Annotated in this window: 27 protein-coding genes; all 27 read right to left on the bottom strand. The window is 50.8% G+C overall.

The genetic code is table 11. The features are described from left to right. Positions 1-41: 41 nt before the first annotated feature. The 27 genes from ACQY2K_RS06810 to ACQY2K_RS06680 all read right to left on the bottom strand — a co-directional run bounded on the left by ACQY2K_RS06810 (position 42) and on the right by ACQY2K_RS06680 (position 14477). Entirely contained in the window at positions 42-419 is a 378-nt protein-coding gene (locus tag ACQY2K_RS06810) for a Bbp16 family capsid cement protein (RefSeq protein WP_428041228.1), read from the bottom strand. A 1-nt stretch (position 420) separates the two neighbouring features. Next, positions 421-1404: a major capsid protein gene (locus tag ACQY2K_RS06805; protein ID WP_428041227.1), complete on the bottom strand. Its 984-nt coding sequence runs from the start codon at positions 1402-1404 to the stop codon at positions 421-423. 15 nt (positions 1405-1419) lie between these two features. Beyond that, positions 1420-2304: a hypothetical protein gene (locus ACQY2K_RS06800; RefSeq protein ID WP_428041226.1), complete on the bottom strand. Its 885-nt coding sequence runs from the start codon at positions 2302-2304 to the stop codon at positions 1420-1422. Continuing rightward, on the bottom strand, positions 2297-2617 hold the full coding sequence (locus ACQY2K_RS06795) for a hypothetical protein (RefSeq protein ID WP_428041225.1): 321 nt from the start codon (positions 2615-2617) through the stop codon (positions 2297-2299). Before ACQY2K_RS06795 ends, ACQY2K_RS06800 begins: the two co-directional genes overlap by 8 nt. Next, on the bottom strand, positions 2610-4271 hold the full coding sequence (locus ACQY2K_RS06790) for a portal protein (protein WP_428041224.1): 1662 nt from the start codon (positions 4269-4271) through the stop codon (positions 2610-2612). The genes ACQY2K_RS06795 and ACQY2K_RS06790 overlap by 8 nt, the downstream gene beginning before the upstream one ends. A gap of 2 nt (positions 4272-4273) precedes the next feature. Further along, positions 4274-4606, bottom strand: coding sequence for a hypothetical protein (locus tag ACQY2K_RS06785; RefSeq protein ID WP_428041223.1), 333 nt, complete (start codon positions 4604-4606; stop codon positions 4274-4276). A 13-nt stretch (positions 4607-4619) separates the two neighbouring features. Next, a complete protein-coding gene (locus ACQY2K_RS06780; RefSeq protein WP_428041222.1) occupies positions 4620-5984 on the bottom strand; it encodes a hypothetical protein in 1365 nt (454 codons plus the stop codon). Next, complete coding sequence (locus tag ACQY2K_RS06775) at positions 5981-6595, bottom strand: hypothetical protein (protein ID WP_428041221.1); 615 nt, start codon at positions 6593-6595, stop codon at positions 5981-5983. The genes ACQY2K_RS06780 and ACQY2K_RS06775 overlap by 4 nt, the downstream gene beginning before the upstream one ends. A 201-nt stretch (positions 6596-6796) precedes the next feature. Then, positions 6797-7135: a DNA-binding protein gene (locus ACQY2K_RS06770; RefSeq protein ID WP_428041220.1), complete on the bottom strand. Its 339-nt coding sequence runs from the start codon at positions 7133-7135 to the stop codon at positions 6797-6799. Further along, entirely contained in the window at positions 7119-7475 is a 357-nt protein-coding gene (locus ACQY2K_RS06765; RefSeq protein WP_428041219.1) for a type II toxin-antitoxin system RelE/ParE family toxin, read from the bottom strand. Before ACQY2K_RS06765 ends, ACQY2K_RS06770 begins: the two co-directional genes overlap by 17 nt. Before the next feature lie 31 nt (positions 7476-7506). Continuing rightward, the gene (locus ACQY2K_RS06760) at positions 7507-7704 is read right to left on the bottom strand and encodes a hypothetical protein (RefSeq protein ID WP_428041218.1); all 198 of its coding nucleotides are present in this window, start codon (positions 7702-7704) and stop codon (positions 7507-7509) included. Next, a complete protein-coding gene (locus ACQY2K_RS06755; protein ID WP_428041217.1) occupies positions 7676-8125 on the bottom strand; it encodes a hypothetical protein in 450 nt (149 codons plus the stop codon). Before ACQY2K_RS06755 ends, ACQY2K_RS06760 begins: the two co-directional genes overlap by 29 nt. Beyond that, positions 8122-9252 (bottom strand): hypothetical protein, encoded by a 1131-nt coding sequence (locus ACQY2K_RS06750; protein ID WP_428041216.1) that lies wholly within the window; start codon positions 9250-9252, stop codon positions 8122-8124. The genes ACQY2K_RS06755 and ACQY2K_RS06750 overlap by 4 nt, the downstream gene beginning before the upstream one ends. A 44-nt stretch (positions 9253-9296) precedes the next feature. Continuing rightward, entirely contained in the window at positions 9297-9650 is a 354-nt protein-coding gene (locus ACQY2K_RS06745; protein WP_428041215.1) for a crAss001_48 related protein, read from the bottom strand. Positions 9651-9660: 10 nt separating this feature from the next. Then, positions 9661-9852 (bottom strand): hypothetical protein, encoded by a 192-nt coding sequence (locus ACQY2K_RS06740; protein WP_428041214.1) that lies wholly within the window; start codon positions 9850-9852, stop codon positions 9661-9663. Between the two features lie 4 nt (positions 9853-9856). Beyond that, complete coding sequence (locus ACQY2K_RS06735) at positions 9857-10228, bottom strand: hypothetical protein (RefSeq protein ID WP_428041213.1); 372 nt, start codon at positions 10226-10228, stop codon at positions 9857-9859. An 8-nt stretch (positions 10229-10236) separates the two neighbouring features. After that, a complete protein-coding gene (locus tag ACQY2K_RS06730) occupies positions 10237-10620 on the bottom strand; it encodes a YopX family protein (protein ID WP_428041212.1) in 384 nt (127 codons plus the stop codon). Then, a complete protein-coding gene (locus ACQY2K_RS06725) occupies positions 10617-10901 on the bottom strand; it encodes a hypothetical protein (RefSeq protein ID WP_428041211.1) in 285 nt (94 codons plus the stop codon). Before ACQY2K_RS06725 ends, ACQY2K_RS06730 begins: the two co-directional genes overlap by 4 nt. Then, complete coding sequence (locus ACQY2K_RS06720) at positions 10898-11401, bottom strand: YopX family protein (RefSeq protein ID WP_428041210.1); 504 nt, start codon at positions 11399-11401, stop codon at positions 10898-10900. The genes ACQY2K_RS06725 and ACQY2K_RS06720 overlap by 4 nt, the downstream gene beginning before the upstream one ends. Beyond that, positions 11398-11961 carry a hypothetical protein gene (locus tag ACQY2K_RS06715; RefSeq protein ID WP_428041209.1) on the bottom strand — a complete coding sequence of 188 codons (564 nt, stop codon included), beginning with the start codon at positions 11959-11961 and terminating at the stop codon, positions 11398-11400. The genes ACQY2K_RS06720 and ACQY2K_RS06715 overlap by 4 nt, the downstream gene beginning before the upstream one ends. Before the next feature lie 69 nt (positions 11962-12030). Continuing rightward, positions 12031-12222 (bottom strand): hypothetical protein, encoded by a 192-nt coding sequence (locus ACQY2K_RS06710; protein ID WP_428041208.1) that lies wholly within the window; start codon positions 12220-12222, stop codon positions 12031-12033. A gap of 229 nt (positions 12223-12451) precedes the next feature. Further along, positions 12452-12655, bottom strand: coding sequence for a hypothetical protein (locus tag ACQY2K_RS06705; RefSeq protein WP_428041207.1), 204 nt, complete (start codon positions 12653-12655; stop codon positions 12452-12454). Between the two features lie 110 nt (positions 12656-12765). Further along, positions 12766-13008 (bottom strand): MazG-like family protein, encoded by a 243-nt coding sequence (locus ACQY2K_RS06700; RefSeq protein WP_428041206.1) that lies wholly within the window; start codon positions 13006-13008, stop codon positions 12766-12768. Then, on the bottom strand, positions 13005-13181 hold the full coding sequence (locus tag ACQY2K_RS06695; RefSeq protein WP_428041205.1) for a hypothetical protein: 177 nt from the start codon (positions 13179-13181) through the stop codon (positions 13005-13007). The genes ACQY2K_RS06700 and ACQY2K_RS06695 overlap by 4 nt, the downstream gene beginning before the upstream one ends. Further along, the gene (locus ACQY2K_RS06690; RefSeq protein ID WP_428041204.1) at positions 13178-13663 is read right to left on the bottom strand and encodes a hypothetical protein; all 486 of its coding nucleotides are present in this window, start codon (positions 13661-13663) and stop codon (positions 13178-13180) included. The genes ACQY2K_RS06695 and ACQY2K_RS06690 overlap by 4 nt, the downstream gene beginning before the upstream one ends. Further along, positions 13660-14190 carry a hypothetical protein gene (locus ACQY2K_RS06685; RefSeq protein WP_428041203.1) on the bottom strand — a complete coding sequence of 177 codons (531 nt, stop codon included), beginning with the start codon at positions 14188-14190 and terminating at the stop codon, positions 13660-13662. Before ACQY2K_RS06685 ends, ACQY2K_RS06690 begins: the two co-directional genes overlap by 4 nt. 20 nt (positions 14191-14210) lie before the next feature. Further along, a complete protein-coding gene (locus ACQY2K_RS06680; RefSeq protein WP_428041202.1) occupies positions 14211-14477 on the bottom strand; it encodes a hypothetical protein in 267 nt (88 codons plus the stop codon). Between the last annotated feature and the right edge of the window lie 221 nt (positions 14478-14698).

The raw sequence follows: 14698 nt of genomic DNA, 5'->3' as shown, positions 1-14698 counted from the left end.
ACCCCGGCCGTTTTTGTTCCGGCCGGGGTTGTGTATTTTGCTTACAGCCCAATACCGGGGTTGTCCATTAAGAAAGCACTCATGGTCCCGGCGGTGCCTGTGCCCGTCACGGTGTATTTAATGCGGGAGTATTTTTTCATACCCACGGGCAAACACACCTTGCAGAGCACTTTGTTTTCGGTTAAACTCGCCGCCGAGTAGTCCGGCAACGTCATAACCGTTTCAGCAGACGAGAATGCCGCATCGTCCGCAGTTTCCAGCGTGGCCACCAGTTTGGTAAGTCCGGCAAATGGCGTACCGACCTGTAAGACCAGGTACAACCCGTGTACCAAGTCGCCGCCCAAATCAAGGACGTTGGTGGAGTTAGCCGTGGCCGTAACGGCCTGTTCTTTGGAGTAGAATAAGGTTTCATCTCTCATATTACGCTCCTAACTTGGCTTCGGTGTCTTTAATGGCATCGCACAAATGCACCGGGATTTCGCTAAACCGCAAAATCGGTTTAGCATTGGGCGTATCAGGCGTGTATTGCACGTTGGCCTTATTGCCCACCTGCTTGCGCAGGGCGCTTCTTACGGTGCGGTTCATATACCACACGGGGTGGCCCACATTGGTGGCTTGGATTTTTTCTTCCAAGTCCTGCATCAGGCCCACCAGGTCCACGTTGGCCAAGTCGGCGGTATTAATGTTGCAAATACGGCCGGCGTAGCGCCAGTCCTGCACGGCAATACCCAGTTTCCACTCAAAGTATTCCTTGTAGGCCGGGTATTCCTCACCCTCGGCATCGGTATGGTTGACTAAGCCGAAGTCTTTGCGTTCCAACCCGGCTTTGGCCCCTTTGGGGAAGAACGAAAACACCTTGTCGGGGTCCCACACCACCAAGTAAATGGAGGAGTTCTTCGCCGCGCTGTTGCCGCCCGCGTTGACGATGTTGCGGCTGGACGGAACTTTGGCGGATAAACTGCCATAGTGTGCTTCCAAGCCCGGGAATTTGTCCAATTCGTCTTCGCCGCCATAAATAATGGCGTCGGCCATAGTGTTGGACATCCCGGACAAAATCGCCCGGCTCTGTCCGGAGCGCACGGCGTCCACGTTGCCGCCCTTTTCGGCGGTCAGTTTGTCAATGACGGAGTACGCGCCCAAGGTTCCAAAGCGGGCCAAGACCACTTGGCTCGTGGCTTTTTCGGGCGGAATGCCCTTATACGCCCGGCGAAACGCACCCTTGGGAATACCCGTACGCACGGCAAATTCGTGTCCGGCGTCGGAGTTGCCTTCCACCAGGGGCATATCCGCAATAATATCGTTGGTTTGGCTTAATACTTCCGCAATGGCTAACTCTTGTCCATTGGCGCCAAACTGGGCGGCATAATCGCGGAGGTTGTACATTTTATCAGCAATAACTGCCATATTTTTTACCTCTGATTATTTGGAACGGCCGTAAAGGGCTTCCGTAAACGTCAGGTCGCCGGTTGCGGTCCCGTTAGAGGACACGGACTTGTCTTCTTTTATCAGTGTCCCCGCTTTATAGAACGCTTTTACGAGCAAGGGGTGGTTCCCCAGGCCCGTTTGGTCCAACAAGGTGCGCAGTTCGTCGCCGCCAAATTGGTCAATCGCTTTGGCGCATGTGGCCAAGACGAGGGGCAATTTGTCGCCGTGTTCCTGTTTCACCTGTTCCTGCCAGGCAGCGGCAGCCGCCGCGGCTCCGGCAGATAAGCGTTCCGCCTCAAAGTCCAAAATCGCCTGTGCGGCTTCGGGTTTGAGGTTTAAGTTTTTGGCCAAATCTTTGTATTTGGCCATTTGTGTTTGATCCACAGCAGCCCCGTCCGGCAAGGTTAAGTCCTTGTACGGGTCCTGCGTGGCGTTTTGTCCGTCGCCGGGTTTTTGCGTGCCGCCGTCCGGGTTGGTCCCAGCGGAGCCGGTGGCCGGTTGAGTGCCTGCCGTTTGGGCTCCCCCGAGTAAAGAGTGTTTATCGTTTCCTGCGGGTTCAGTAGCCGGAGCGGTTCCCGCCGGATTATTTTTCGGCTCATTGGCCTGCGTCGCAGGCGGCGTGGCCGGGGCCGGTTTGCCAACTGGTTCCTGTGCCGGTCCGTTTCCTGCGGGTTCAGTAGCCGGAGCGGTTCCCGCCGGATTATTTTTCGGCTCATTGGCCTGCGTCGCAGGCGGCGTGGCCGGGGCCGGTTTGCCAACTGGTTCCTGTGCCGGTCCGTTTCCTGCGGGTTCAGTAGCCGGAGCGGTTCCCGCCGCACCCGCGTCCGCTGGGGTTCCGGCAGTTTCTAACTGCATACGGATAAGTTTGTATCTATTCATCTTCGTCCTCCACATTTTCTAATTCCTTTTGGTTTTGTTTTAATTCTGCTTCGTACTCCTGCCGCATTTGCTCATAGGCTTGCGGGTCGGCACGCCGGATAACTTCCTCCATTTCATTTCCTAGCGCCCGTTTGCCACAATGGTAGGCGGTGGCCTCAGGGTCGCCCGGGACAAACGCCTCTTGACGGTGCCCACAGGCAAGTAAGAGTTGCCACACTACCCGCCGGCCCTCTACCAAATTCAGCACGCGACGCCAGTCGCGCAACGTACGCATTTCTTTGGCCTTCGCGCGTTGCAAAAGTTGCTTATTCATTGGCTGCTCCTTGGGCAACCGCGTCCAGTGCGCTGCCCGTTCCTAAGGGGGTGTTGGCCAAGGTTTTGGCGCTCTGTACTGCCTGGGCAATTTGGGCCTGCTGGGCCATTTCCTGCGCCTGCTGGGCGCGGGCTTGGCGGGAGGTTTGCACCTCTTCCTCCGGGCGAATCATTTTCGGCGTGGCGCCAATGGCCGCCAGCCCCTCACGCAGCGCGCCGTCAAAGTCCACGTTGTCCAACACTTCGGCCCCGGCGGCGGCTTGTATTTGGGCTAGTTCTGCCGCAAATTGCGCGCCTTGGCGGATAGAGTTTAAGGCGGTAGCCTTTTGCGCTTGCGCGATCATAGAGATATAAGACACTTGTATATCCCGCCCCTGTATTTCGTCGGGCGGCGGTGGCAAAATCCCCGCGCGGGAACAAATGTTAAAGGTCCGCTCAATAAGCGGGTCCAATAGTTCATTTTTCAGGCGTTCCAATACCGGGCCCAACATCATCATTTTTTCTTGGGAGCGTTCCGCTACTTCGGTAGCAGTCATTTTGCCCGCATCTACATTGGAAATCATTAAAAACATATCGGCAAAAAACTGCTCGCTGATTCTTTGGCGTGTTTGTTCAATGCTATATTCCACGCTTTTTAGGTCTGCGGCTACCTGATAGACGGGTTTCACTGCCGCGTCGGCGTTATCGCTATACCGGGTAATCCCACCGGGAAGCAAGTTAATCTCTCCCTGCACGCGGTTAGATACCATAATGGGCGGGTCAATGCTTTTGTCCAGTGCCACCAGTTTCTTTTTCTGCATTTTTTGCAGCATTTTCACGTCGCCCAGCACCGTCCAGCCGGGGCCACGCCCGTAGGTGTCGTTGGGGCGTTTTATTTCCCAGCGGCTGGCAATAACTGGGAAGTCCTCATACCCGCTTTTGCGCAGGAACGTCGGTTGCCCGCTCATCCAGTACACGCTGATATAGGGCATATTGTTATGGCCTAACTCGCCCGGTTTGCGGTCGCGGTTGGGGGTAATCAGGTGGCGTACTTTGTAGGTTGCACTATATTTTTTATCGTTATACTGCTGGCGGACGGTCTGCGGTACGTTATCCATACCAAATTCGCCCACCAGTTGGGCTACCGTCATATAAAACTCGCGGCCGTAAGTATCAATTCTGCCGCGTTGGTCGTGCGCCAACATAAATTCGCCAATTGTCAGCGGCCGGCAATGTATCACATTGTCGTAATCTTCTTCCACCAAAAACGCCCCGGTGCAGAATACGGCCATTTCTTCGTAAAAATTGCGCAGGACGGCATATAGGTTGCTTTTGGCAAACACGCGTTCAATGATTTGCTTTACGTCATAGAGCCACTCTTTAACGGCGTGGGTCTGCTGCTCGTTCGGCCCGTCCAAGGTCAGTTCAAACCAAGAGCGGCTGGGCGAAGTCAGCCCGCTCATCATCCCGGCGGACAAAATAGCCACCGCCCGGCTGGCCGTAGAATCCAATATCTTCTTGGCGTCAATTTTTTGGCCCTGCTTGCTCTTGGCGTCGTCGTCAAAACTCCCGGAGGTGGGGGCCAAATAGCTGGCTAACTCCTTCCACTGCGGCACCCACAGGTCGTACTCGCCTTTCAACTGGCCAAAGATGTTGTTTGCGTCGTTAATATCCATAATTACCCCAAGGTATTGCGGGAGGCTATCCCGCTGTACAAAGCCGTGCCCGCGGTGTTGGGCGTACCCAAGGCACCTTGGCGGCTGGTCAGCACGGTATTATTGGCCACGGCGGTGCGGCGTTTGCGTTCCGCTTCGGTGGCGGCCGTATCGGTGCGGCTGGTTTGGGCCGCGCCTTTGGCTTCTAAGAGCGCTTTTTGTTTGCGTTCCGTGTCTTCCTGCACTTTTTGTGCCTCTCTGGCCGCCTTGCGTTGGTCGTGCGCGTTTTTAGCACTCATACCAATACTGGCCGCCGCACTTACAATTCCTACTACGGCACTTACTGGGTCGCACATAGGTTTCCTCCTGTTAAATTACATCGTATTCGGTGCGCGCAAAGGCGGGTTTCCCGCCCTGCACGCTAAAATCTTTGGGCAGCGGCAAAATCATACTGGCCATAACAGCCGCGTCTGCGAAGTCCGGGCTGGTGCCGGCCTCTTTACGCCACTCCCGTTTGTTTTGCAGCACTACCTGCCCCTTTTGGTTAAACTCATAGAGACGAGCACCTAATTCGCTTAAAACGCGCTCGTCTCTCAAAAACACTTTCCCGCTCAGCGCTTCGCGTGCCAGGTCAAAATACCCTTGGGTGGTTTTGGTTCCGTAAGAGCCCGTGGTGGCGGTGTTGTGGTATTCCTCAAACGCAATGTTGCGGCCAACGCACAGCGCGCGCACGTTGTCAAGAATCGGTCCGCCCACGCCGTCGCCGTCCATTAAGGCCTGGTGCACGTGGTATGTGGTCAGAAGTTCGGCAATTTTCCCTTGCGTAAACACGGCATCCGTTCCGGCCCACGCTTCCACGCGCACTTCCACCAAAGAGCGGTCCGTCAAACGGTCGGCAATAAACACTACATTGTTATCTCCGCCAAACCGGGCGAGGTCAATTCCGGCCACCCGGCAGAGCGGGGGAAGTTGGGGCGGTTCTTGGCGCATTTTTTCGCCGGCCGCGCGGGAAAAAACAGAATTAAACGTTTGTGCAAATGCGTTTTCGTCGTTCTCGTATTCTTGCAAATACATCCCTAGGCCCAATTCTTGGCCGCGGGACGCAATATAATCGGCTTTAATTTGCGCCAGTTGCTCGGGGGAAAACACGCCCGCTTCGCTGGCCTTTACGTTGGAATAAAACCACTTTGGGTCTGTTTGTGCCAGGTGCGCCAGCCGGGTAAAATGGTTCTGTCCGCGCACGGTAGAATTGAAAATTGCCCACCCGTTGTTTTCTTCCAAAATAGGTTTTAAATAATCCCAACTTTGAGGGTCAGACAGGGCATATTCGCTAAACACAATTCCGGCCGGGTTAGAACCCACCAGGGCATTGTAATTGTCGCTCCCGCACACCTGCCACAAACTGCCGTTCTTAAACGCAATTTTCATTTCGCTTTCGTTTACACTGGCGCGGATTTCTTTTGGGAAAGCCTCGTCAATACGGCGTTGCCCGGTGTGCTTGTTTACCGCGTCCCAAATTGCCTTGCGGGCCTGGCCGTATTGTGGGAGCATAAACCAATAGGTCCCCGGCGTCTTTACCAGTTGCATAGCCGTCTGATGCAGGCAAACGTCGTCTTTGCCTAAACGGCGGGACCATACCAGCACGGCACGCTTGCCGCCACGTGCAAAATAACGAAAAAAAGGCAACTGATACGCGCGAGGGGTCCAGTTATGGGGCAAAGTAATGTAGGTCATTTCTTCACCTCGTCTGGGTTGCGCGTACCCGTTGCCTTATCCGTGGAGGGAAGCCCGGCGTTGGAGTAGTCTATGGTTTGCACAACAATAGCCGGGCCCACGTTGACGCTTGTTTCTTTTTCGGGCTTAAACAGCCCGTGAATTTTTCCAATCAGTTCGGCCGCTTTTAGGCGTATTTCCGCCTTGCCCCCGTTTCGCGCCTCGTCGGTCAAGCGCTGGAAGAGTTCCGTCGGGGACATCAACGCCTTGTCCACCAGTTGCTTTCTCACCGCCTCTATCCTTGCCCCCACATTGCCCAGTTTTGCCAGGCGGCAGGCCTTGGGATAGACAGTATTTAAATTTTCGGTCTTACAATTTGGATAGGCTTGGCGGTAGGCCTCGGTCTTGGTATATCCGGCGGCTACCAGTTGGGCAAAAATCTCTTGGGAAAGGGTCAGCCCCGCCTGTGTTTTGAGGTGTTTTTCACGCGCTTGGGCGTTCCATTCGGCCCAGTCCTCAAACAGGCAGAGTTGCTTGTTTGGCGTGGGCACAGCGGCGGTGAGCAAGTTTTTAGTTTCTTGCTCTATTTTCTCAAAAACGGCCTCGCTAACTGGTTGCCCCTTTTTGGCCATAAAAAAACCGCGTCCTTTTATGAAAATTCCACAAAAGGGAAACGCGGTAAAAATTTATGAACCAAAAATTTATTTACATCAATTCGCGCCGGAGCGCGTGTCAGATAATTAAGTATAAGTAATTTTCTTAAAATAGTCAAACCCGGACAAAACAAAACCCGCTTTCCACCGTCGGAAAGCGGGTTTGTAAAGCCTTTTTGTTTAGGGCAGGGTAATCACAGCCCCTACCGTTTGAAGTGCTCCCAAAAAGGTGTTTAAGCGCGGGTTTCCGTCCGCACTAAACCCGGTGTAGAGTGTATTACGTCTTACGCCTACCTTACGGGCGGATGCGCTAATACCGCGGGCGCGCAACACGAGCCCCAACGCCCGCAGGAGCGTCTTTTGGTTCCCGTCTTGGGCATATTCTTCAAAGGCCAAGCGTAAAAATTTCTTTTGCGCGGCCGGATTATTTTTCATTTCTTTGGCGGTTTCTTCCTCAAAATCCGCAAATCCCGCCAATTTTTTTAACTGCGCCGCTGTTAATTTATTTGTCTTTTTCATACAATTCACCATCCATAAAATCATTCAAGTAAGCATAAGCCTGTTCAATATCAGCCTGCTGCCCTTTTGCGGTATTTTTATCCCCGCCGCATAAAAGCAGAATAATGCATACATAATCAAAATCGGCCAAATAAACCCGCCACCCTGCGCGGAATTTCAGTTCAATTAGTCCACCCGGCAAATTGCGGTGGTCGCCAAAATACCCTTCCGCCGCGTTTAATATCCGCTTGCGGATGCGGTTTACGGCCTCTTGGTCCTTCAATTTTTTGAGCCACTTAGAAAAGGGTCTATTGCCCGTTTTCGTTTCATAAATTTTAATTTGTTTTGTGCTCTTTTTCATACTCATAGTGTAATTTATAATTGGCAGTTTGTCAACCCACCAGTTTATTTAACACCGCCCGCGCGCCGGCGGGTGAGGTAAATAAGTCCTCTTCCCACACGTGCCAAATCTGCCCGCCGCTACGCACTCGCCACACTCCGCACCGCCCGCCCAGCACCACGCCATGGCGCAGCGTAAATCCGTCCAAAAAGCAAACGGGACTACTGATTTTCTTTTTTGTACTCGTCATACACTTCCCGCAGGCCAAATTCCCGTTCCGTAGGTCGCGCTACTTGCAGGCGCAATAGTGCGCGAATCAGCCGCACTTTAAGCCCCACATCGGCTTTTCCGTCCGGTGTGGCATACAGGTCCGGCGGCAGGAAAAAATTACGCAAGGTGGTCAAAATGCCCCGCCCGGTGCCATAGGCAAAAAAGGCCGGGCGGCGGACGGTCTTTCCGTCCTTGTCCGTATCTGCTACTTGCTGGATATTTCCGCAAAAAACGCACACCACCTTGTAGCAAACCACCTGCGCGGGGGACGTTGGCTCCTCGCGGATAAACACCGGCACGGCACACCGCCCGTTTTTGCCGCAAAACTGGCACTGGTTCCCCACCGCCGCAGGCGCAGGGTTGTTTTCCACCGGGCCAAAATTCCGTTTGTATTTCGTCATTGTTTTACTCCTTTTTCGTTTAAGTCATTGATGTACGCCGCCGCCCGTTCGGCTATGGCGCGCATGGTATTACAGCCCAACTGCCACCCGTGGCGCATCACGGCAAAGGCAAACTCCAAATCACCGCCGCATTTGGCCACTATTTGCTCAAACAGTGCCCGGTCCGTTTCAAACACGTTGTTTATTTTTTGGTTGTCGTTTTTCAAAAGGGCCGGGTTCGTAGCCTCTATCCAAGCCCGCAGGGTTTTTTCCCGGGCCGTTTGGGGGTGTTCAAAGTTCAGGATGTAGTATTCCTCACTTTGCGGCAAACAGTCCTCGTACCGTTTTTGGTTGAGGTATGTTTTGGCCAAGGGTACAAAATGCCCGTCCTGTTTCACCCAGTCGCGCAGTTTCTTTTGTTTTTCCAACACCGGCAAAATAATGTCCGGGTCATATTTCCCGCTGTTCCATTTCTTTAAGGCCGGCTGTTTTCCTTTTTTGTTCGGGTAGGCCGTCCAAAACGTTTCAAAGCCCAACTTTTGGTTCATGGGGGGATTATAGGGGGTATATATATTATTTATATATAAATAATCTCTATATAAAGGTGGTTGTGTCAAATTTTGACACGCTGTTGTGTCATTTTTTGATACAACTTGTGTCAAATTTTGATACAAGTTTGCACCCGTTGTGTCATTTTTTGACACAGGAGGGACCATTTTGGTGGCACCGCCGGAATGGTTGGCTTGCGCAGAGAGTTCCGCCTCGGCCGGAAAGGGCTCCAAAACGGCCGGAGCCGCGTTTTCGGTTTCGTTGGATGTTGGGAGCCCGTCCGCTGCTTCCAGCTCTCCCAAGGGCGTGTTTTGCCGGGGCTCCTGCTCCACATATTTTACGCGCAGCGCCCACGTGTTGCGGTCCGAAATATCAACCTCTACTAAGTTCAAATTTTCCAAACCACCCACCGCCTTGCGCAACGTGTTCACACTTACAGCACATTGGCGGGCTAACACCCGGATCGGCCGTTTTATCACGCCCTCGGGCCACAAGGCCACCATTTTTAACTTTTGATACACGCAAAAAAGCGCGGCATTCTCCCACAACTGTGGAATATCCGCCTCGCTTCTGTAAATCCGTACGAACCCCTTACCCATACCCACTTCCTTTTTACCCCGGCCCGGAGGCCGGGGTTATGTGCTTATTGCGGCAAAGATACGCCCTCAATTTCCGCGCGGATTTCTAAAATGGTTAGATAAGCGCGCATGACTTTACACTGGTCTTTAAGCAATTCTTTGGAGCATTTCGGCGTAAAGTCCAACGTTCCGGCATCCCACTTCACAAGCATTTTGTGTAGTTTAGTGTGGCGCATTTTTAACTCGTACCACTCATCTATCATGCGAATTTGCCACGATGGAATAGGCGACAAACCGCCGTCGGCGGCTTTTACGGGAGCATCGCAAGCGGCGCAGTTGCACGTTTCCGGCACACAGCACCCTCCTACTTCTTGTTTTGTTTCTACTTCGTTTTGTTCCGGCATAATTTTACCTCTCATTATTTAATTTTTACATCGCAAATTTTCCCAGCATTATATCTACTATCAGTTGGCAAACTGCAAAAAGCGTAAATATAAACACGCCGCCTATTATAATTCCGGCGGCAATTTGCCCTAAAATATATATTTCACACTCGGCAAGGTGCGGTAATTCAATGCGTTGGCTCATCACATTACAAAACCCGTACCAAAAACTTTTCATTTTTTTACCTCTCTTTTAACCTGCTTATAACTACCAAATCTGTACTTTTATTCCAAAAGGCGTCCTTGCGGTCGCCTGGATAGCCAGCAAAACGCAAATTAAATCCATCATCAATATAACTCTGTAAAGTTTTTCCGTATTCCGGCTTGCGGTTGCGAGCAGGGAGCGGTCTTTCCGGCCAAAAATCACAATCAAAAGCAGGGTTATATTCGCGCCCTCTTTTGACAAATATAGCGCCACCTTGCCCCCTAAACGGATGGTTAAATTCCCGGCTCGTAAAAACAACAAAAACACGGTGGGTACTGTTGGCAATTCTTAAAACCCTGTTATTTTGCCGGATATCCTCTTTTGTTCGTAAAAACTTTTCTTTTTTCATTTTTTACTCTATTGTTTTTTATTGTGGATAGTGCCAATGATTTCCGTTGTTTTGATGTATGTATGGAGCGGTTGACCAGTATCGTCTTTTAACCAGCCGCCCGTATTTTTATCCCGGCGGACAACCCCTACACATTTAACAGCAGAAATCTTAAATCTAACAATATCGCCCTCGTAAATAAGCCGCCCTGTTTTATCTTTAAGCCCGGTGCATTGTTCCAGCACGCAATCCTCCATATTTGCCGGATTGGTGGGGGAAGTTCCCATACCGTCTAATGTGTTTTCAAAGACGTGTTTATCAGTAAAACAATACACGTCAAACATTCTTTTTGTAGGATTATGCCACGCTCTAAATCGCAATACGTCGTTCATTTTTTGTTGAGTGGTTGTCATCGCTCCGCCTCCTCTTGTGTTTCACAAAGGTCGCTTTCCGGCACATTGTAAGAAATGCCTATTCCAGCCAGAGACCCAATATCATATGTTCCGTTTTCTTTTACGGCCAAAATAAATACGGGGCAAGTTTTATTATTCGGGCATTTGAGCCATAGTTCCTGGCCGGGCACGTACTTCATGCCGTGCTTATCCACAACAGCCTTGTCAACAATTCCCAAATGCTTGCGGGGTGCTGGTGGCAAATCACCAAATGCTGTACGCCAAGTTGATTTTGGTTTCATTTTGCGGCTTCCAATAGTTCCGGGTTTTCGTGGATGTTGCCTACGACCACCAGCCCACTTTCATAAGGGAAAAACGTAATAACCTTACCCAGCCAGGCGTCGCCGGATTCGTAAGGCAGCACAAAGCAGCCGTTTTTAAATACCACGGGCCAATACTTGGCGCCTGCGGCCGTGTCGTGCCGGATAATGTCGCCCTCGCAAATCGGATGTCCGTTTTTATCTTTTAAGCCTGTGTATTGTTCTATGCGGTCGGGTACAAGAAACATCCAGTCTTCGCATAGCCCGTCGCCTTGTTTTTCTGCTTCTTCCAAAAACGCTTTTGCGTGCGCTGTCGGCAGTTTCCAACTGACCTGTTCGCAAAGGTCAGCGTAAAACATACCGACGGAATCGTCGGCTTGGCGGACGATATTGTCCAGTAAAACGGACAGTTGTTTTTCTTCGCCGTCCACGGTGCAGGTAAGCGACACCAGCGCGCGCAAATCAAATCTGCTTTTGTTCATTTTTTGTCCTCCAACATATAGCCGGGCAATTCTTCCCGCACCGGCACGTTTTCCAAGTCCCGCATCGCTTGCAAAATTTTGCTAATCTCGTCTTCGGATAGTGCGGTTTTTTTGTTTTTATTCGGCTGATTAGGATAAAGTTCGTGTTTATATATAAAAGCCGTAAATAAAATTTTTCTTTCTTCTGCCTGGCGTTTTATAAGTCTTTGCCTTTCCCGTAGCAAAGCAGCGGAATAAATTTCAAAAAGCATAGATACCCTTATAAACTGGCCGTCTGTTAAATCCACACCGATTTTTTTTAATAACTTATAATCCTTGATGCTGTAATTGCTGACGTTTAGCACTTTACAAATAATTTGCCCAAGCAAACGTTTTAAATACGGTTTTCCAACAAAAAACATCCGTTCCCGTTTTAGGTTCTTGGCTGCTTCAAGGTCTGCCAGCGTCATATTGTTCGCTTTAAGAAGACGGTTCAGCAACGCTTCCGCGTTTGTCTTTTCGCCGCCCACGCCTTGTTGGGCAAGTGCGGCTACTTTCAGAATCAAATCTTTGGCGTTCATTTCGTCATCCTCCACAAGACAAAGCCTACAAATGCAAAGTCCAGCAAAACGAATAATACTATCGTCAAATTATCGCCGATTTCTATCATTTTGTGTCCTCTTGCTTTCGGCTAATTTAAATGAAACGTGCAGATTCCCCTCGTCGTAATTAATGTTAATTTCGGCCAGTTTAGTTCCCAGAAAATCGGGGGAAATTCTATTGTTTACCAAGTTTGCCAAACCAAGGCAAACTGATACCAACTGCTCTTTGCTTATGTTCATTTTCACACCCACCAAAACAATTTTCCCAGCACTTCGCCCGTAAACTTGAACGGGGCCGCGATAATACTGGCCGCAACGTCGGCGGCTTGGTCAGTTAATTCGTCTATCTTATTCGCCATATATGCGCTCCTTTCTTTTTGAGTTTCCGGCGCAACGCCCGATTCATATATCCGGCCGGAATAATATAATTGGTACTACCGTTGCTTTTCAAATGTACTTCCGTCATTTTTTACGCTCCAACGATTTTCAAAATTAGGGTCAATAACAACGCAAACCCCAGCACTAACACGACCCACCCCACCGGGGTAACATCGCGTACATCAAGCAGCCGCCAAGGCTGATACGCCCGTAAAGCCACATTTGCACGCGCCATGGCCGCACGTTCTTTTTGGTTAAATTTGTATTTGCGTTTTCGTCTATGATTTCTTCCCATATTAAAGGCCTCCTTTTTCTTTACAGCACGGGCACAAACGGCCGCGCGGCGTTTTGATTAAGTCCGTCTTAAAAAACTGGTCCCCGCAATGGGAACAGCAAGCAAATGTGCTATTTTTCATTGAATCCTCCCTTAAAATCCTTTTCCGCGATCCGCACCAAAACGGCTATGGTGTCGTAAATTTCGCTTACCACCTCTTCCCAGTCGGCCCGGTCGTTAATGGCCTTGGCCACTTCGCCCATTTCCTCTTGGGCCAAACAAAGGGCGCGGCAGATGTTATCCGCAAAGTCCGGGTGTTTATCTCGTGCGTGTTTGGTGGAGCCAATAATAAGATTCATGGTGTTGGGTTTCATTTCATATCTCCGTAAAGCCGGCCACACTTACCCGGCTGCGTAAAACAAATAGCCCTTGCAAATAGTCCTTTGGCCACACAGGCGTGGCACAGGTCTTTGTGGGCAAAATTCCCGCAAACGGACGGACCAATGGCAAACGTGTCTATTTCCTGCGCCTGGCGCCGCCGGCTCATAAGAGCACCTCCGGCACATGGAGCGGCAAATAAGCGGGGATTCCCGCATCCCGGTACATTTTTACCACGCTTTCGTCGTCGTCCACCGCCAGTAGCGGTACCGGGCCGCCGGGGCGGCTTAATGCTTCCTGCCGTACAAGGCGCGACAGCATTTTTTGTTTTAACTGGTTGTCATTTAGTTTGTTTCCCAACGGGCGCATAAGCAGCCGGTCCACCGGCACGCCTTTTTCGCGTAGCCAAGCCTCTGTTTGGGCGCGCAGTTTTTCGCTCCGTGCCGTTAAAATGTACACCGCCACGCCGTCCAGTTTTAGGGCACGCGCCATACAAATAAAGTCCATATTGGCACACGCGTTTTTGCAGCGCCGGCCGAAAAGCGCATAGTCTCTATCGTCCCCAAACTCCCGGCGGAACGTGTTTTCACAAAGCACACCGTCCAAATCAAGCATCACCGCCGCTTGTGCGGGTTGTTGGCCTCGGCTCATAATTGCCCCCGGCCAAGCAGCCGGGCGGGTTGGGTTGTCCCGCCCGGCGTATTTTCGGGCCGCGCCGGAAGTTGGAGCGCGGACGCCTGGTGCTTTTTCGCCAGGAAATTGCTGTTTGCGTCAGCCCCGAGTGCCTTTGTCGGGCCCCACCACTTAAACAGACGAGAAAACCAACCCTGCTTTTTATGGTGGTAGCAGCGCGCATATTTATAGTGGGTTGCACTCAGGGCTTGCGCGTATTTTTCTTGGTCATTCCACGCGCCCTGTGCAGTGTCAAATAATTCGTCTTGGTCAAATTCCATTAAAATTTCACGCGGACAATCGGTCAAGTCCTCCAATTCTACCCACGCAAAATAAATCCAGCGTCCGTTGTAAATATCACTATGCACAATACTCACGTTCATAACTGCCGGGCCGTCCCCAGCCAAGTAGTTCGGGCATTCGCGGTAGTCATAATGGCAGTTTTTTCTCGTCAGCACATAAGGTGCTACATACTTATAAGTATTGTTTTGATTCCCAGTTATCATAATTCACTTCCTCACTTTGTTTAATAAGTTGCCCGGCGGTTATACATCAGTTCCACATCTTCCAGTAAATACACTACGCGGCCGTTTACATATCGGTCCAACGGCCGTAAGCCCTTACGCTTGTAGGTGGTGGCCAATGTTGGCAAAGAACATCCAAACAACCGGGCCACCGCCGTCCGTGTTAAAAACGTATTTCCGGCCAAGTCGGTTATAATTTCTTTGTGTTTGGCCGTATTTTTGAAAATCCGTACGTCTAATTTTTTATACGCCATTTTTTCGTTATTCATAACCCACCTATAAATCTTTGCGGCCGCAGCCCTTTTATGCTGTAAATTTGTTAAAATAAAAACCGTACAGGGCTCTGACAAGTTCCTATACGGTTTTGGTTCACAAAAGGGCGCGTTTCCCTTTTATGACAAATCAACAGCAAATTGTTTTCGCGTTTTTATTTGTGAACCAAAAATCCCTTTTTTATAGGAAAGACAAGATATTTTGTCTTATGTAAAGA

The organism is Candidatus Avelusimicrobium fimicolum (genome assembly GCF_021632165.1).
GTDB classification, from domain to species: domain Bacteria; phylum Elusimicrobiota; class Elusimicrobia; order Elusimicrobiales; family Elusimicrobiaceae; genus Avelusimicrobium; species Avelusimicrobium fimicola.
Note: the sequence above shows the minus strand (reverse complement) of the source record. Positions and strands in the feature narration are given on the sequence as shown.

Bases quoted from the DNA above. Each gene is read 5' to 3' on its own strand.
- ACQY2K_RS06810 (WP_428041228.1), bottom strand. From the start codon at position 419: ATGAGAGATGAAACCTTATTCTACTCCAAAGAACAGGCCGTTACGGCC.
- ACQY2K_RS06805 (WP_428041227.1), bottom strand. From the start codon at position 1,404: ATGGCAGTTATTGCTGATAAAATGTACAACCTCCGCGATTATGCCGCC.
- ACQY2K_RS06800 (WP_428041226.1), bottom strand. From the start codon at position 2,304: ATGAATAGATACAAACTTATCCGTATGCAGTTAGAAACTGCCGGAACC.
- ACQY2K_RS06795 (WP_428041225.1), bottom strand. From the start codon at position 2,617: ATGAATAAGCAACTTTTGCAACGCGCGAAGGCCAAAGAAATGCGTACG.
- ACQY2K_RS06790 (WP_428041224.1), bottom strand. From the start codon at position 4,271: ATGGATATTAACGACGCAAACAACATCTTTGGCCAGTTGAAAGGCGAG.
- ACQY2K_RS06785 (WP_428041223.1), bottom strand. From the start codon at position 4,606: ATGTGCGACCCAGTAAGTGCCGTAGTAGGAATTGTAAGTGCGGCGGCC.
- ACQY2K_RS06780 (WP_428041222.1), bottom strand. From the start codon at position 5,984: ATGACCTACATTACTTTGCCCCATAACTGGACCCCTCGCGCGTATCAG.
- ACQY2K_RS06775 (WP_428041221.1), bottom strand. From the start codon at position 6,595: ATGGCCAAAAAGGGGCAACCAGTTAGCGAGGCCGTTTTTGAGAAAATA.
- ACQY2K_RS06770 (WP_428041220.1), bottom strand. From the start codon at position 7,135: ATGAAAAAGACAAATAAATTAACAGCGGCGCAGTTAAAAAAATTGGCG.
- ACQY2K_RS06765 (WP_428041219.1), bottom strand. From the start codon at position 7,475: ATGAAAAAGAGCACAAAACAAATTAAAATTTATGAAACGAAAACGGGC.
- ACQY2K_RS06760 (WP_428041218.1), bottom strand. From the start codon at position 7,704: ATGACGAGTACAAAAAAGAAAATCAGTAGTCCCGTTTGCTTTTTGGAC.
- ACQY2K_RS06755 (WP_428041217.1), bottom strand. From the start codon at position 8,125: ATGACGAAATACAAACGGAATTTTGGCCCGGTGGAAAACAACCCTGCG.
- ACQY2K_RS06750 (WP_428041216.1), bottom strand. From the start codon at position 9,252: ATGGGTAAGGGGTTCGTACGGATTTACAGAAGCGAGGCGGATATTCCA.
- ACQY2K_RS06745 (WP_428041215.1), bottom strand. From the start codon at position 9,650: ATGAGAGGTAAAATTATGCCGGAACAAAACGAAGTAGAAACAAAACAA.
- ACQY2K_RS06740 (WP_428041214.1), bottom strand. From the start codon at position 9,852: ATGAAAAGTTTTTGGTACGGGTTTTGTAATGTGATGAGCCAACGCATT.
- ACQY2K_RS06735 (WP_428041213.1), bottom strand. From the start codon at position 10,228: ATGAAAAAAGAAAAGTTTTTACGAACAAAAGAGGATATCCGGCAAAAT.
- ACQY2K_RS06730 (WP_428041212.1), bottom strand. From the start codon at position 10,620: ATGACAACCACTCAACAAAAAATGAACGACGTATTGCGATTTAGAGCG.
- ACQY2K_RS06725 (WP_428041211.1), bottom strand. From the start codon at position 10,901: ATGAAACCAAAATCAACTTGGCGTACAGCATTTGGTGATTTGCCACCA.
- ACQY2K_RS06720 (WP_428041210.1), bottom strand. From the start codon at position 11,401: ATGAACAAAAGCAGATTTGATTTGCGCGCGCTGGTGTCGCTTACCTGC.
- ACQY2K_RS06715 (WP_428041209.1), bottom strand. From the start codon at position 11,961: ATGAACGCCAAAGATTTGATTCTGAAAGTAGCCGCACTTGCCCAACAA.
- ACQY2K_RS06710 (WP_428041208.1), bottom strand. From the start codon at position 12,222: ATGAACATAAGCAAAGAGCAGTTGGTATCAGTTTGCCTTGGTTTGGCA.
- ACQY2K_RS06705 (WP_428041207.1), bottom strand. From the start codon at position 12,655: ATGGGAAGAAATCATAGACGAAAACGCAAATACAAATTTAACCAAAAA.
- ACQY2K_RS06700 (WP_428041206.1), bottom strand. From the start codon at position 13,008: ATGAAACCCAACACCATGAATCTTATTATTGGCTCCACCAAACACGCA.
- ACQY2K_RS06695 (WP_428041205.1), bottom strand. From the start codon at position 13,181: ATGAGCCGGCGGCGCCAGGCGCAGGAAATAGACACGTTTGCCATTGGT.
- ACQY2K_RS06690 (WP_428041204.1), bottom strand. From the start codon at position 13,663: ATGAGCCGAGGCCAACAACCCGCACAAGCGGCGGTGATGCTTGATTTG.
- ACQY2K_RS06685 (WP_428041203.1), bottom strand. From the start codon at position 14,190: ATGATAACTGGGAATCAAAACAATACTTATAAGTATGTAGCACCTTAT.
- ACQY2K_RS06680 (WP_428041202.1), bottom strand. From the start codon at position 14,477: ATGAATAACGAAAAAATGGCGTATAAAAAATTAGACGTACGGATTTTC.